The sequence below is a fragment of the Brevundimonas sp. genome (genome assembly GCF_036399195.1).
Classification (GTDB): domain Bacteria; phylum Pseudomonadota; class Alphaproteobacteria; order Caulobacterales; family Caulobacteraceae; genus Brevundimonas.
Genome location: NZ_DASWNO010000061.1, coordinates 1 through 14333, shown reverse-complemented (window position 1 = coordinate 14333; position 14333 = coordinate 1). Strand labels below are relative to the sequence as shown.

The 14333-nt window shown below is 68.7% G+C and carries 12 protein-coding genes; 6 read left to right on the top strand and 6 right to left on the bottom strand.

Translation table 11 applies throughout. The features are described 5' to 3' along the window. The first annotated feature begins 25 nt into the window (after nucleotides 1-25). The 5 genes from VGB60_RS03100 to gmk all read left to right on the top strand — a co-directional run bounded on the left by VGB60_RS03100 (nucleotide 26) and on the right by gmk (nucleotide 4338). The gene (locus VGB60_RS03100; protein ID WP_055830235.1) at nucleotides 26-265 is read left to right on the top strand and encodes an acyl carrier protein; all 240 of its coding nucleotides are present in this window, start codon (nucleotides 26-28) and stop codon (nucleotides 263-265) included. Between the two features lie 108 nt (nucleotides 266-373). Next, the gene (gene fabF / locus VGB60_RS03095) at nucleotides 374-1654 is read left to right on the top strand and encodes a beta-ketoacyl-ACP synthase II (protein WP_331036816.1); all 1281 of its coding nucleotides are present in this window, start codon (nucleotides 374-376) and stop codon (nucleotides 1652-1654) included. Continuing rightward, complete coding sequence (gene mltG / locus VGB60_RS03090; protein WP_331036815.1) at nucleotides 1654-2829, top strand: endolytic transglycosylase MltG; 1176 nt, start codon at nucleotides 1654-1656, stop codon at nucleotides 2827-2829. Before fabF ends, mltG begins: the two co-directional genes overlap by 1 nt. Then, on the top strand, nucleotides 2826-3707 hold the full coding sequence (locus VGB60_RS03085; protein ID WP_331036814.1) for a YicC/YloC family endoribonuclease: 882 nt from the start codon (nucleotides 2826-2828) through the stop codon (nucleotides 3705-3707). Before mltG ends, VGB60_RS03085 begins: the two co-directional genes overlap by 4 nt. After that, a complete protein-coding gene (gmk, locus tag VGB60_RS03080) occupies nucleotides 3697-4338 on the top strand; it encodes a guanylate kinase (protein WP_331036813.1) in 642 nt (213 codons plus the stop codon). Before VGB60_RS03085 ends, gmk begins: the two co-directional genes overlap by 11 nt. A 465-nt stretch (nucleotides 4339-4803) precedes the next feature. On the opposite strand, the gene rsmA is transcribed toward gmk, so the two are convergent. The 6 genes from rsmA to VGB60_RS03050 form a co-directional block, all read right to left on the bottom strand. Then, the gene (gene rsmA, locus VGB60_RS03075) at nucleotides 4804-5613 is read right to left on the bottom strand and encodes a 16S rRNA (adenine(1518)-N(6)/adenine(1519)-N(6))-dimethyltransferase RsmA (protein ID WP_331036812.1); all 810 of its coding nucleotides are present in this window, start codon (nucleotides 5611-5613) and stop codon (nucleotides 4804-4806) included. Continuing rightward, complete coding sequence (gene pdxA, locus VGB60_RS03070) at nucleotides 5610-6608, bottom strand: 4-hydroxythreonine-4-phosphate dehydrogenase PdxA (RefSeq protein WP_331036811.1); 999 nt, start codon at nucleotides 6606-6608, stop codon at nucleotides 5610-5612. Before pdxA ends, rsmA begins: the two co-directional genes overlap by 4 nt. Further along, nucleotides 6608-7948 (bottom strand): peptidylprolyl isomerase, encoded by a 1341-nt coding sequence (locus tag VGB60_RS03065; RefSeq protein WP_331036810.1) that lies wholly within the window; start codon nucleotides 7946-7948, stop codon nucleotides 6608-6610. Before VGB60_RS03065 ends, pdxA begins: the two co-directional genes overlap by 1 nt. A gap of 97 nt (nucleotides 7949-8045) precedes the next feature. Further along, nucleotides 8046-10463 (bottom strand): LPS-assembly protein LptD, encoded by a 2418-nt coding sequence (locus VGB60_RS03060; protein ID WP_331036809.1) that lies wholly within the window; start codon nucleotides 10461-10463, stop codon nucleotides 8046-8048. 40 nt (nucleotides 10464-10503) lie between these two features. Then, entirely contained in the window at nucleotides 10504-11625 is a 1122-nt protein-coding gene (gene lptG / locus VGB60_RS03055; RefSeq protein ID WP_331036808.1) for an LPS export ABC transporter permease LptG, read from the bottom strand. Continuing rightward, the gene (locus VGB60_RS03050) at nucleotides 11622-12803 is read right to left on the bottom strand and encodes an LptF/LptG family permease (protein WP_331036807.1); all 1182 of its coding nucleotides are present in this window, start codon (nucleotides 12801-12803) and stop codon (nucleotides 11622-11624) included. Before VGB60_RS03050 ends, lptG begins: the two co-directional genes overlap by 4 nt. A gap of 90 nt (nucleotides 12804-12893) precedes the next feature. Between VGB60_RS03050 and VGB60_RS03045 the strand changes: the two genes are divergently transcribed. After that, on the top strand, nucleotides 12894-14333 hold a 1440-nt coding region (locus tag VGB60_RS03045), incomplete at its 3' end, for a leucyl aminopeptidase (protein ID WP_331036806.1).

The following is a 14333-nucleotide window of genomic DNA, read 5'->3' as shown; positions in this document are numbered from 1 at the left end:
GGCGGCCCAACGAGCAGAGACACACATGTCCGACACCCTGGAACGCGTCCGCAAGATCGTCATCGACCACCTGGACGCCGATCCGGAAAAGGTCGTTGAAAAAGCCAGCTTCATCGACGACCTGGGCGCCGACTCGCTCGACAACGTCGAACTGGTCATGGCCTTCGAGGAAGAATTCGACATCGAGATCCCGGACGACGCCGCGGAACACATCCAGACCGTCGGCGACGCCGTGAAATTCATCGACGAGAAGCTGGCCGGCTGATCGCCGACCCCTTCGCACGGCATTGATGGCCGCCGCGGCGCGCCCCTAGCGGGGCCGCCCGGCGGCCATTACTGTTTCACGGTCAGGATTCTGTAGCGAGGAGCGCTCATGCGCCGCGTCGTCGTCACCGGCCTAGGTCTGCTTACCCCCCTGGGCTGGGGCGTTGAGCACAACTGGAAGGGCATCCTCGAAGGCCGCTCGGGGATCGGACCGATCACCAGCTTCGACACCGAAGGCTACGGCTGCACCATCGCCGGGGAAATCCCCTCCGTTGACGGCCGCGGCGGCGGCGCGCCCGGTCAGCCGGGCGTGTTCGACCACGAGAAGGTCATGTCGCCCAAGGACCGCAAGCGGGTTGACGACTTCATCGTCTACGCCATCGCGGCCGCAGACGAGGCCTTGGCCGACGCGGACTGGAAACCGGAGACCGAGGAACAGCGCCAGCGGACGGGCGTCATGGTCGGCTCCGGCATCGGCGGCCTCGGCCCCATCGCCGACACCGCCATCATCCTGAAGGAGCAGGGGCCGCGCCGCGTCAGCCCCTTCTTCATCCCGTCGGCCCTGATCAACCTGACCAGCGGCCAGATATCCATCCGCCACGGACTGAAGGGACCGAATCACTCGGTCGTCACGGCCTGCGCCACGGGCGCCCACGCCATTGGCGACGCCGCCCGGATGATCATGCTGGATGACGCCGACGTGATGGTCGCGGGCGGGGCCGAGAGCTCGATCGTCCCCATCGGCATCGCCGGCTTCCTCGCCTGCAAGGCCCTGTGCACCGCTTACAACGATCAGCCGGAGAAGGCCTCGCGGCCTTGGGACAAGGATCACTCCGGCTTCGTCATGGGCGAGGGCGCGGGGATCGTGGTGCTCGAGGAGTACGAGCACGCAAAAGCCCGCGGCGCGAAAATCTACGCCGAGGTGATCGGCTACGGCCTCAGCGGCGACGCCTACCACATCACGGCGCCGGCCGAGGACGGCGACGGAGGGTACCGAGCCATGCAGATGGCGGTGAAGCGGGCCGGGATCGAGGTCTCCGACATCGATTACGTCAACGCCCACGGCACCTCGACCATGGCGGACTGGATCGAGGCCGGCGCCATCGAGCGGCTGATGGGCGACCATGCGCCGAACGTGGCGCTCAGCTCGACCAAGTCGATGACCGGCCACCTGTTGGGCGCCGCCGGGGCGATCGAGGCGATCTATTCCATCCTCGCGATCCGCGACCAGGTCGCGCCGCCCACGATCAATCTGGACAACCCAGAGCGTGAGACGGCGCTGAATCTGGTGCGAGACAGGGGACAGCCGATGGAGATCGACGTGGCCCTGTCCAACAGCTTCGGCTTCGGCGGCACCAATGCTTCGGTGCTGTTCCGGAAGGTGGCCTGATGTTCGGACGCCGGGTCGAGCGGGGCTCAGGGCGCCGAACGGCGATCCTGGCCGCCACCGCGACGGTCAGCCTGTTCGTGATCGTCGCCCTCGTCGCTGTCTGGAGCGTCCTCTATGCGCCCGGCCCCGCGGCCCGCTCGGGTGAAAGCACCGTCGTCACCCTGCCCAGCGGAGCCGGCGTCGCCGCCATCGCGGCGACGCTCAAGTCCGAGGGCGTGATTCGCTCCACGGACATGTTCAAGGCCGCGGCGGCGTTGACAGGATCTGACCGCAAGCTGCGCGCCGGGGAATACGAGGTGCCGTCGAAAGCCTCCCTGCGATCCGTCATCCGCCTGCTCGTGGAGGGCAAGGTGGTGCGCCACTATGTGACCCTGCCGGAGGGCTGGTCTTCGGCGCAGGCCGTCGACATCCTCAACGCCCAGCCGATCCTGACCGGGACCATCGAGGCCGTGCCCGACGAGGGCGCCCTCTGGCCCGACACCTATGAGATCAGCCGCGGGGAGACTCGCCTGTCCGTGATCCGCCGCATGAGCGTCGCGCGGGACCAGAACCTCGCGCGGCTGTGGGCGGCGCGTAGCCCGACGACCGTCGTCCGTTCTCCCGAGGAAGCCATGATCCTCGCCTCCATCGTCGAGAAGGAGACGGGGATCGCATCCGAACGGCCCCGCGTCGCCGCCGTCTTCACCAACCGGCTGCGGGCGGGGATGAGGCTGGAGAGCGATCCCACCATCGTCTACGGCGTCACGCGCGGCCGCCCGCTGGGCCGGGGGATTCGCCGCTCAGAATTGGACGCGCCGACGCCCTGGAACACCTACCAGATCGACGGCCTGCCCCCGACGCCGATCGCCAATCCGGGCGCCGAAGCCATCGCGGCGGTTCTGAACCCGCCGCGCACGGACGAGCTGTTCTTCGTCGCCGACGGCACGGGGGGCCATGTCTTCGCCCGGACATTCGACGAGCATCTGGTCAATGTCGCCCGCTGGCGCGAGATCGAGCGGCGCAAGGCCGGCCTGCCGCCGGGGGCTCCGGCTCCGGCGGTTCCAGGCACGGTCCCCGGCGTCCCGAACGCGACGCCGGGCGCCGCCGCGCCCCCGGGCGTGACGGTCCCTCCCGGCGCGCGCGTGATCAGCATTCCGCAAACAGCCCCGACGTCCACACCGGCCGCGGCCCAATGACCGGCATCTCCGGCATGACGGGCTTTGGCCGCGCTGAAGGCGCGCTCGGCGACTGGAGCTGGTCGGTCGAGGCGCGCTCGGTCAACGGCCGCAATCTGGAGGTCCGGTTCCGCGGTCCGCCTGGCTTCGACACGCTGGAGCGTCACGCCAAGGCCTCAGCCCAGACACGGCTGAACCGCGGTCAGGTCACGCTGGGGATACAGGCGAAACGCGCCGACTCGGCCGTCGGCCTGAAGGTCAATCAGAACATCCTCGCCCGCTACCTGGCCCTCGCCAATCAGCTGGCGGAGGAGGGGGCCACGCCGCCCTCGGCCGACGGCCTGCTGTCGTTGCGCGGCGTGCTCGAAGCGCCGGAAGAAGCGGATGACAGCGAGGCGCGTGCGGGCGTCGAGGCTGCGATGGCCGTCTCAATCGACGCCGCGCTCGACGCGTTGAAGGTCTCGCGCGAGCGGGAAGGCGGCCAGCTGGCGCCGGTTGTCACTGAGTTCATCGACCGCATCAAGGCCCTGATTGCCGCCGCCGAGGCCGAGGCGTCCGCGCAGACGGACGCCATCCGCGAGCGCTTCGCCCGCCGGATGACGGAGCTGGCCCCTGACGCGCCGGGCCTTCAGGACCGCATCTTCCTCGAAGCCGCCGCCTTGGCGACCAAGGCCGACGTCCGCGAGGAGCTGGACCGGCTGACCGCCCACGTCGCTTCGGCCCGGACACTGTTGCAGCAACCGCCCGCCGGCAGGAAACTCGACTTCCTGATGCAGGAATTCATGAGGGAGGCGAACACCCTCTGCTCGAAATCGGCTACGACCGCGCTCACCGGACTCGGCCTCGAGCTGAAGGCCGTCATCGAGCAGTTGCGCGAACAGGTTCAGAATGTCGAATGAACGCACGCCCCGCCGCGGCGTCCTGCTGATCGTCGCCAGCCCCTCCGGCGCCGGCAAGACCAGCCTGTGCCGCCGGCTGATGGCCGACCACGGGGGGCTGGAGCTGTCGATCTCGATGACCACCCGCGGCATCCGCCCCGGAGAGGTCGCCGACCGGGACTATCATTTCGTCGACGAGGCCGAGTTCCAGCGCCTGATCGACGCCGACGCCTTCCTGGAATGGGCCGACGTTCACGGCGCCCGCTACGGCTCCCCCCGCGCGCCGATCGACAAGGCGCTGTCCGAGGGCCGCGACGTGCTGTTCGACATCGACTGGCAGGGCGCGCGGGACATCGCCCTCAAATGCCCGGAAGACGCGGTGCGGGTGTTCATCCTGCCGCCCAGCCTTGAGGAGCTGCGCCGTCGCCTCGTGACCCGGTCGCAGGACGCCGACGAAGTGATCGAGCGCCGCATCGCGAACGCCAAGGGCGAGATCGAGCACTGCGGCGACTTCGACTACATCTTCGTCAACGACGACTTCGACCGCAGCTACGCCGAACTGGCGCATATCTATCATGCGGAACGCTCGAAGCGGTTCCGCAACCTCTGGGTCGACGGCTATCGGAACGCGCTGCTGGGCGAGGAAGTCTAGATCGAGCGCGTCGAGGGACTTGAACTCCGCGCATCGCCTCCTAAATCCAACGCACTGTTTCAACAACGAAAGGAGGTGGTCGAATGTCTCATTGTCAAATGCCGCAAGCGGTTCGGATGAGCCTGACCTCCCCTCTGGCGGGGTCTGTCGCCTGATCGAAAGCCGCTCGTCGGCCGACAATGGAAGGGCCGTCTCCTCAGGAGGCGGCCCTTTTTGCTGAACTGCCGGCCCTCAGCTCGAGTTTGCGCGACCCGCGCGCTTCCTGATCGAGGTTAAGGCCGCCGGCTCCGTTCCGTGGTGAATGGCCATGAACCAGCGGGAGGGCGTCCATGACCAGAATGATCAGATCGGGCCAGAACCTGGCGGGCGTGCTCATGGCCTGGGCCTTCGGAAAGTCGCCGGTGATGAGGTCGTCCGCGAAGCGATGATCCGCTGTTGCCCCGGATAGGGGGCGGCGGCGGGCCGCTAGGGCAGAGCCTGGGCCAACCGCAGGAACCCGGGTCCGTCCACCACCTCCGCGCGCACGTCCGGCGCAATCCCGGCTGCCTCGCACAGCGCGGCGCCGCCCAGCGTCTTCAGGCTGGACCGCAGCATCTTCCTCCGTTGGCCAAAAGCGGCCGCGGTCACCCGCTCCAGTCGCTTCAGCATTTCGCTGTCCGGCCGGTCAGGGCGCGGAACCAGATGCACCACCGCGCTGGCGACTTTCGGTGGCGGGGTGAAGGCGGCGGCCGGCAGGTGCATCACCAGCCGCGCCTCGCAAACGGCCTGGCTGATCACCGCCAGTCGGCCGTAGGCGTCGTCGCCCGGAGCCGCCACGATGCGCTCGGCGACTTCCTTCTGGAACATCAGGGTCAAGGCGTAGGGCAGCCACGGCCCGGTCAGCCATTTGATCAACAGCGGCGTGCCGACGTTGTAGGGCAGGTTGGAGACCACATGGGACGGCCCGTCCGTCAGGTCGGCCTCGCGCACCTTGAGGGCGTCCGCCTCCACGAGGACCATGCGACCGGAGCCGTCGTCCAATTCGGCCAGCAGCGGCAGGAAGCGCGGGTCCTTCTCGATCAGGACGACCCGGCCAGCGTCGCTCTCCAGCAGAGCCCTTGTCAGACCGCCGGGGCCGGGACCAACCTCAATCACCGCACGCCCCTCGAACGGCCCCGCCAGGCGGACGATCTTGCGGGTGACGTTCAGGTCCAGCAGGAAATGCTGGCCGAAGCTCTTCTTCGCCGACAGCCCATGGGCGTCGAGGGTTTCACGGAGGGTGGGGGGATCGCTCACGTGGCGCGCGCCGCCGCCATCTGTCCGGCCAGACGGACCGCCGCGATCAGACTGTCCGGGCGCGCCATTCCCTTGCCGACGATGTCGAACCCCGTGCCGTGATCGGGCGAGGTCCGGACGATCGGCAGGCCGAGCGTGGTGTTGACCCCGCCCCAGAAATCCAGCGTCTTCACCGGGATGAGGGCCTGATCGTGATAGAGGCACAGGACCGCGTCATAGCCCGCGCGCGCGTCTTCGTGGAACAGGGTGTCGGCGGGCAGGGGATCAGTGATCGAGACGCCCTCGGCCCGCAGCGTCGCGGCCGCCGGAATCAGCACCTCGACCTCTTCCAGCCCGATCGATCCGCCTTCACCGGCGTGGGGGTTCAGCGCCGCCAGCGCGAGCCGGGGGGCGGCGATGCCGAAGTCGCGCTTCATCGCTTCATGAACCACCCGCGCGGTCCGGCAAACCCGTTCGGCCGTGACAAGCTCAGGGACTTGTGACAGCGGCGCGTGGATGGTGACGAGGCAGGCGCGCAGGTTCTTCGCCGTGAGCATCATGACCGGTCCGCGCGTACCGGTGAACGGCGCGTCAGCGGTCAATTCGGCGATAAACTCGGTGTGGCCGGGAAAACGGAACCCGGCGGCGTACAGCGGCGCCTTCGCGATGGGAGCCGTGACCACGCCCGCCGCCTCGCCTGAGAGCGCCAGTCCGACAGCCTGCTCGATCCAGTCGGCGACGGACCCTGCATTGGCCGGCTCCGGCTGACCCGCCCTGACTTCGGCCGGCAGAGAGTGATCCAGCACCGGAATGGCTCGGTCGAACACGCCCGCGGCGTCAGACGCCGCCGTGACGGATCGAACGGGTTGTCCCTGCTTCGCCAGCAAGGCGGCGTCGCCGATCACGACGAAGGCCGGCCCCGAGCTTTTCAGGTCGCGCCAAGCCTTGGCGATGATCTCAGGGCCCACGCCCGCCGGTTCGCCCATCGAAAGGGCCAGCGGAGCGGGCGCGGACATCACTTCATCTCGATCAGGGCGTCCTCGCGCAGGTCGCGCATGTAGCGCCGTGCGAGCGTCGCGAGGTTCTGGCGGAACAACCCGTTCTCCACCTGACGGGCGTCGACAGCCTCGGCGCCGCCGGCCCGGCGTCCGCATACGCCCAGCAGATGGACGCCGAGCGGCGTGCGAACCGGCGTGCTGATCGAGCCGACTTCGGCGGCTCGCGCGACCTGCTGAAACTGGGGCGCGAGATTTTGGACGTCGGCTTCGCCGAGATCCGAGCCGAGCAGGCCCTGCTCGGAGGTGGCCCGTTGAAGCATGGTGTCGCAGGTCAGCTGCGGGCGCAGGGCCTCCAGGCGCTGGGTCGCCGCGGCGACATCGGCCTCGGTCGCCGTTTCAGGGAGCTCGACCATGACCTGTTTGATCTGGACCAGGCTGGACGAGGACCCATCGCGCTTGTCGCGCATGTAGACGATGTAGACGCCGCCATCGACCGGGATCGGTCGCGAGAGCTGACCGACTTCCAGTTGGTCCAGCGCCTGCTGGAGCGCGGGCTGCACGGTGCCCTCGACGATCCAGCCGGCGTCGCCGCCGCGCGTGGCTGAGGGAGCCGCCGAGAACTGCTGGGCGACGGCCTGGAACGGCGCGCCCTGCACCATTTGCTGCACCAGCTGGGCGGCGCCGTTCAGCGCGGCCTGCTGGCCGCCGACGCGGCTGGCCTCGAGGTAGATTTCGCCGATCAGATACTGCTTCTTCGTCGCCGCCTCGGAGATCTGCCGAAGGGCCGCATCCACGGCGCCGCGGCTGACGCGCGCACGGCTCTGGAACCGGCCCCCGACCAGCTGCGTCCAGCCGATCTGGGTGCGGAGCTGTTCCCGCAGCGTCGACGGGCGGATGCCGGCCTGGGCCAGGAAGCCGAGATAGGCCTGAGGCGTCGCGCCAACCTCCTGCGCCATGCTGGCGATCTCTGCGTCCACCTCGGCGTCAGTGACCACGAGTGTTTCGTACTTGGCCAGTTCCTGGTTCTGGAGCCGCTCATCAACCAGAAGGTTCAGCGCCTGCTGCTGGATGGCCGGGATGTTCTCCGGCGTCGGCTGCACCTGGGTCATGGCGATCAGCAGCAGCATGCGCTGACGGAGGTCGAAGCCGGTGATGATGCTGTCGTTGACCGTGGCCAGAACACCGTCGGCCATCTGGAAAGCGGGCGCGGCTGGTGCGGGCGCGGCGGGCGCGGCCTCCGCCGCCGGATTCAGCGTTCCGGCAGCGGCGGGCGCCTGCGTGGGCGCCGTCTGCGCCACGGCCGCACCAGCCAGGAGGGCGGCCATAGCCACGCCCGTCATGTAACGCGTCAAACCCATGTCAGTCCTGAATCCTCAAGCGGCTCTGGCCCGGATATCGCCCGGATGTTCGTCCGCGCGCCCCCTTGCCGCGCGGCGTCCAGCGCCTGTCGCTGCGTCAATACCCTGTACCGCCGAAAGTGGCGAGGTTTAGGCGCACGTAAAGGCCCTCGGCGGGGCCGGTGGGCCTGACGCGCGTGTTGTCGCGCCTGTAGCCGATCTCGAAACGGAAGCAGTCGTCATCGAACAGCAGACCGACCTCCGAGCGGGTAATTACGTCACGCTCCAGATCGGCGATTCCGGCGACCGTCACACCCCAGTTTCCATAGATGAACTGCTGACCCGACAGCTGCACGAACTCGTAGTTTCGGTTCAGCGGGCCATCGACGGGATTGGACCGGTCGATGATGTAGCTGACCGACGCCAGGTTCCGGCGGCCCCATCGGCCGTCGAGTGCGGTCTCCGCGCGTCGGATCTCGCCCGAGGAGTCAATCGTGGCGTGGCCCCAGCCGCGGATCCCGTCAGAGGGAGAGAAACTGCCCTGGACCACCCAGTCTGAGGTCTCCGCCGCGAGACCCGAGGGATCGAACAACAGCGCGGGGGCGTCGGGAACCGGGGCGCGGAAGGCGGGCTCCTCGGCGTCCCTGAGGCTCCGGCCGATGAACAGGCTGGCGGTCCGGCCTTGATCCCAGCGCAGGGTCGCACGGGCCCCCGCCGTCAGGCGAAGTCCGCCTTCCAGCAGGTCATAGCCGGGGAAGCGGTCGACACGAAACAGGGAGCTCTCGTCAAGCTCGAGCGTCTGGCTGTCCTCGTTGGGGATGCGGGGGTCTAGGTCGGGATTGGTCGACGCGGACAGTTGCGCCATAGGCTCGACGATCAGGTCGGCGCCGTCGCCCATCCGGCGGATCAGCGGATAGCTGACGTCCAGCCCAGCCGTCGCCCGCCCGCGCGTGATGGCGTCTTCGGATAGGCCCATCATCGGCGGCAGATCGCCGACCGAATAGACATCAGCGCGGATGTCGACGAACGGCTCCCATCGCACGCCGGAGCGCGAGAAGACGGCGCGGCGCCACTCCACCTGGCCCGAGATGCGGCGGCTGTCGACGCCCTCCAGCGCCGAAACGGGCCCGACCGGCAGAATCTCGCGGCGCAAGACCGGGCTGCCGACATAGGCGTCGCGGTACAGGGACGCCGCCGACCCCCGCAGGCGCAGGCGACCGCCGAGTACGGGCCCGTCGGGTTCCCAGCGCGCCTCGATCAGCGGCGCGACGAACGGCAGGCTGTCGTCGCTCTCGAAGATGTTGAGGCCCGGCGCGTCGAGGTTTGGAACGGCGACGCGCAGGCTCTGGAGGTCGAAGGCGGCGATCGAGAAGTAGGACCGTAGGCTCTGCCGCTCCGCATAGAGCTGGCTGATCAGGCGGCGGCGGTCGCCGTAGTAGAGGCCGTTGTCCTGATAGGGATCGCGGACGTCGTAGCGATCGAACAGAGTCTTGTCCGACACCCGCTCGGCCGTGAAGCCCCAGCGCCATGGGCCCTCGGGATCGAAGCGGCCATGCGCCAGGAAGTAGCTACGGTGCTCGGCGGAAATCGGGATGTCGGGCAGGTTGTCCGGGTCGGGACCGTCGAAGTCGCCGAAGTTCTCCTCGTAGGTATAACCGGCCCGGGCGACGATCGCCCCGTTCGTGAAACGGCGTCGCCACTGGACGTTCAGCAGCGGCGCCACGTCGGTGTTGAACTGGGGGCTGATCAGCCAGTCCTCGGAGGGCGAGATCACCTGCAGATAGGGGATCTCGAGGCTGAGTCCCCGGCCCTCGTCATAGCTGGGGATGGGCACCAGGAAACCGGACGCCCTTTCCACCGTGGGATCCGGGTGAGCGAAGAAGGGCAGGTAGAAGACGGGAGTGCCGCCGACCCGGAACACGGCGTTACGGTACAGGACCGCGCGCAGTTCTTCGTCCTGGACGACCTTCTCGGCCTGGATCGAGATGGTCGGCTCTTTCGGCCGGCCCTCGGCGTCGCAGATCGGGCAGGGGGTGAAGATCGCGTAGTTCAGCTCGTTGACGTTCTCGCTGCGGCGCACGGCGGTCGCCGCCATGAGGCTCGCGCCATTGGTGAAGCGGGTGGCGAAATCCACCGCGACGCCGGCCCTCAAGTCCGCGTCCATTTCCAGATAGCTGGCGAAGACAATGGAGCCGCCGGGGTCGACGAACTCGACCTGCCGCTGGGCCGTGGCGACGCCGAGCCCCAGATCGTAGCTGAGTTCGCCCGCCCTGAGGGTGGCGCCGCGGAAGCGCGCCAGAACGCGATCGGCGCCCGTTCCGCTCGCCGTGATCACATCGCCGGCGCGCGTGGCGACGTCGGCCTCGAGATAGACGGCGTCGGGCGTCAGGCCGTCAGGTCCCGGCGCCGTCGTGGGTGCGGGCGCGGTTTGAGCCCACGCGCCTCCCGCGACGGCGGCCAGGGCGACGGCGGCTGCGCCGGCCAGAAGCCGGTGGCGCGGGGCTGCCGAATCGGGCGCGCGGCGGTCACGCTGCATTCGAGGTCACTCTGGTGGAAGGACGCGGGGGGCCGTCGGCTTAGCCGTCTTCGGTATAGAACAGCAAGGTGAAGGCCGCGAGCGCCGTCAACAGCGGCGGCAGCCAGGCCGCCAGCCAGGGCGGAATGACCTCGGCCGAGCCGAACGCAGATGCGGCCTGATTGACGAAGAAGAAGCCGAAGCCGAGGACCACGGCCGCCACGCTCATCTTCGCCAGATCGCCCAGCCGCATCAGTCTGAGCGAGAACGCGGCCGCGAGGATCGACATCGCGGCGAACATCAAGGGTGTCGCCAGCAGCTGCTGCAGCCTCAGCCGATAGGCGGTCGACGAGAAACCGGCGGCCTCGACCCGCGCGATCTGAGCAGGCAACGACCAGAACGGCGTGGACTGGGGCCGGGCGAAGCGCTCGAACGCCTCATCGTCGGCGAGGCTGGAGGGAAGGTCGAGGGTCGCATAGCGCACCGCTCGCTGACCGATCTGCGCGCCGATGGCGTCGATCAGGCGCCAGCGGCCGGCGCCAAGCGTCGCGGACGCGGCGTCGATCCGCTCGGAGAAGGTGCGGAGGCCCTCGCCGTCGTTGGTGTATATAAAGAAGGTAACGCCCAGCAGCCGTCCGCTGGACCGGTCCTGCCGTTCCGCGCGGATGACGATCTGGCGCGTGTCGTCGCCCTCCCGTATCCAGACGGCCTGGGTGTCAGCGCCTGCCGCCGAGCCGGACAGCCGCGTCCGCTCGCGCTGGAACAGACCGTCCGCCGAGGCGGCGAGCGGGCCAAGGGCTGTGACGGTGATGACGCCGAAGATCAGGGCGGCCCCGGCCGCCGGGAGAACGAAGCGCCAGGCGGACACGCCCGCCGCCCGCATGGCGATCAGTTCACTGCGGCGGTTCAGGCTGACGAAGGCCGCCAGGGTTCCGAACAGGAAGACGAACGGCAGCAGCTGGATCACGACCTGGGGCGACTTGAGCAGCATCAGTCCGAGGATGCGCCCGCCTGACAGGTCGACATCCGAGCCAACCCCGCGCGAAATCTCGACGAAGTCGATCAGCATGATCAGGGAGGCGATGACGCCGAGAGCGACCGCCAGGGACCGCGCCTGCTGAACCAGCACATAGCGTTCGATTCGCCCGAGGCGGAGCCGGGACACCGGCAGCACGCGGTTCACGCGAACCTCGCCGTCAAACGCTCAAGCATAGGCCACCGCCGGCTGCGGCGGGGCTTCAGGGCCCGGAACAGGAGGCGGAGCGCGATCGCCGTCGCCGCGATCGGCAACACGTACTGGAGGAGGTTCAGCCAGCCGTTCCAGGCGCTGGCGGAGACGACGCCGTAGCCCACGACGCGAATGACCAGGAACGCCGCCGCGGCCTTGGCGATGCGCAGGCCGTAGCCGGTCCGGCTGAACTGTCCGCCCATGATCGCGGTCAGGGCGAAGGCCATGGCCATCAGGGCGTAGAGCGGCGCCGACAGGCGCGAATGCCCCTCGGCCGCCAGCTCGCCGGCCGAACCGACCCGCTCCAGATCAGCCGGCGACGGATTGAAGAGTTGGGGCAGGTACAGATCTGACGGCTTGTATCGAATGCGCTCCGTCTGGTCGGCGTAAGGCGACAGGTCGAACACGTTTCGGTCGAATGAGCCGTACGTCAGGACGCCACGGCTGGAATACCGGGTCGTGGAGCCATTCAGCATGGTGAGGACCGGCAGACCGTCGACGCGCTCGAATCGGGCCTCGGCGGCATCCCAGGTCGCGGCCTCGCCGTCTCCATCGGGCAGGTAGACGAACAGGTTCTTCAGCAGGCCGTTCTGCTCGATCTGCTGGACATAAACCGTGAGCCCGTTGGGCCCCTGGACAAAGCGGCCTTCCTCGATCAGCACGGAAGCCAGATCGGTGCGGATGGCGAAGGTCTCGGCGCGGGCCTGCCGTTGACCCCATGGTTGAAGGACGGTCGTGATCAGCAGGGTCAGCAAAGCGGCCATCGCGGCGAGCCGGATGGCCGGACGGATCGCCGACCATCGTGTCACGCCCGAAGCGAACACAGCGGTGAGCTCCTGCTCCCGCTGGAGCCGGGTGAGTGCGATCAGGGCGCCGACGAACAGGCCGATGGGCACGATGACGGCCAGCAGCTGGGGCACGGCCAGCAGGGTCAGCTTGATCATGACCCAGACGCTCTGCCCGCGTTCGACGATGACCTCCAGTTGATCCAGACTTTGGCTCAGAATGCCGATCCCGGTCAGGGCGGCGCACGCACCGGCGACGGGCCGGGCGATCTGCCGGAAGAGATAGCCCTGGATCAGCGTCATATTCAGGAAAAAACGCCCGTTGCTGGCGGCGGCGAGGGAGAGCATCTAATACACACCCGACCGCGCCGGTGAAACCGCGCGCGCTCATCCCACCAGTCACAGTGGCCGGGGCGTACTTCCCGGCGGGAGCCTTGCATGAAGATCGAATTCGTCGCGTCCCCGGGCGCCGCAGAGGTTCTCGCCGTCCTGGTCCACGAGGGACGCGCGCTGGCCGGGTCGGGCGGCGAGCTCGACGCCGCGACCTCGGGCGCGCTGACGAAGGCGATGAACGCCAGCCGCTTCAGCGGCGGCTCCAACACCACCCTGATCGTCGCCGCTCCGGCGGGGGTCGAAGCGGGGACCATCGTCCTGACCGGCGGCGGCGCGGCCGATACGTTCGACGAGCTGGCGCTGGAAGCCGCCGCCGGCGCTGCCTATCACGCGGTCAAGCTGTCGGGCGCCTCGGCGCTGACCATTGACGGCTCCGCCCTGTCGCCCGATCAGGCGGCGCGGGCGGCGTTCGGCGCGCGGCTGGCCGCCTATCGTTTCCTGAAGTACCGCACCACGCTGAAGCCCGAGAAGACGCCGTCGATCGAGACGATCCGGGTCGTGGCGTCTGACACGGCGGCGGCTGAAGCGGCCTATGCGAAGCTGTCGCCGGTCGCCGACGCGGTGGAGTTCTCGCGCGATCTCGTCGCCGAGCCCGCCAACATCCTGTACCCGGAAGAGTTCGCCCGGCGCGTCAAGGCGCTGGAGACGCTCGGCCTGGAGGTGGAAATCCTCGGCGAGGCGGAGCTCGAGGCGCTCGGATTCCGCACCCTGCTGGCCGTGGGCCAGGGCAGCGTGCGCGACAGCCAGGTCGCCATCATGAAGTGGAACGGCGGCCCCGAGGGCGAGCAGCCGATCGCCTTCGTCGGCAAGGGGGTCTGCTTCGACACCGGCGGCATCTCGATCAAGCCGGCTGACGGCATGGAAGAGATGAAGTGGGACATGGGCGGGGCCGCCGCGGTGGCCGGCCTGATGCATGCGCTCGCCGGCCGCAAGGCCAAGGTCAACGCCGTCGGCGTCCTGGGCCTGGTCGAGAACATGCCCGACGGAAACGCCCAGCGGCCCGGTGACGTGGTCGTTTCGCTGTCGGGCCAGACGGTCGAGGTGCTTAACACCGACGCCGAGGGCCGGCTCGTTCTGGCGGACTGCCTCTGGTACACGCAGGAGCGGTTCAAGCCCAAGTTCATGCTGGACCTCGCCACCCTGACCGGGGCCATGATCGTAGCGCTGGGGCTGGAGTACGCCGGGGTGTTCTCCAACTCCGACGAACTGGCGAACAACTTCCTCGCCGCGGCGCCCAAGGTCGGCGAGAACGCGTGGCGAATGCCGATCCCGGCCGCATACGAACGCCACATCGACACGCCGATCGCCGACGTGAAGAACACCGGCAACGGCCGCGCCGGCGGTTCGATCACCGCCGCCCTGTTCCTGCAGCGGTTCACCAACGGCGTGCCGTGGGCGCACATCGACATCGCCCCGACGGCCTGGGTCAAGGACAGCCGCAACCCGACGGTGCCGGACGGCGCGGTCGGCTGGGGCGTCCGCACG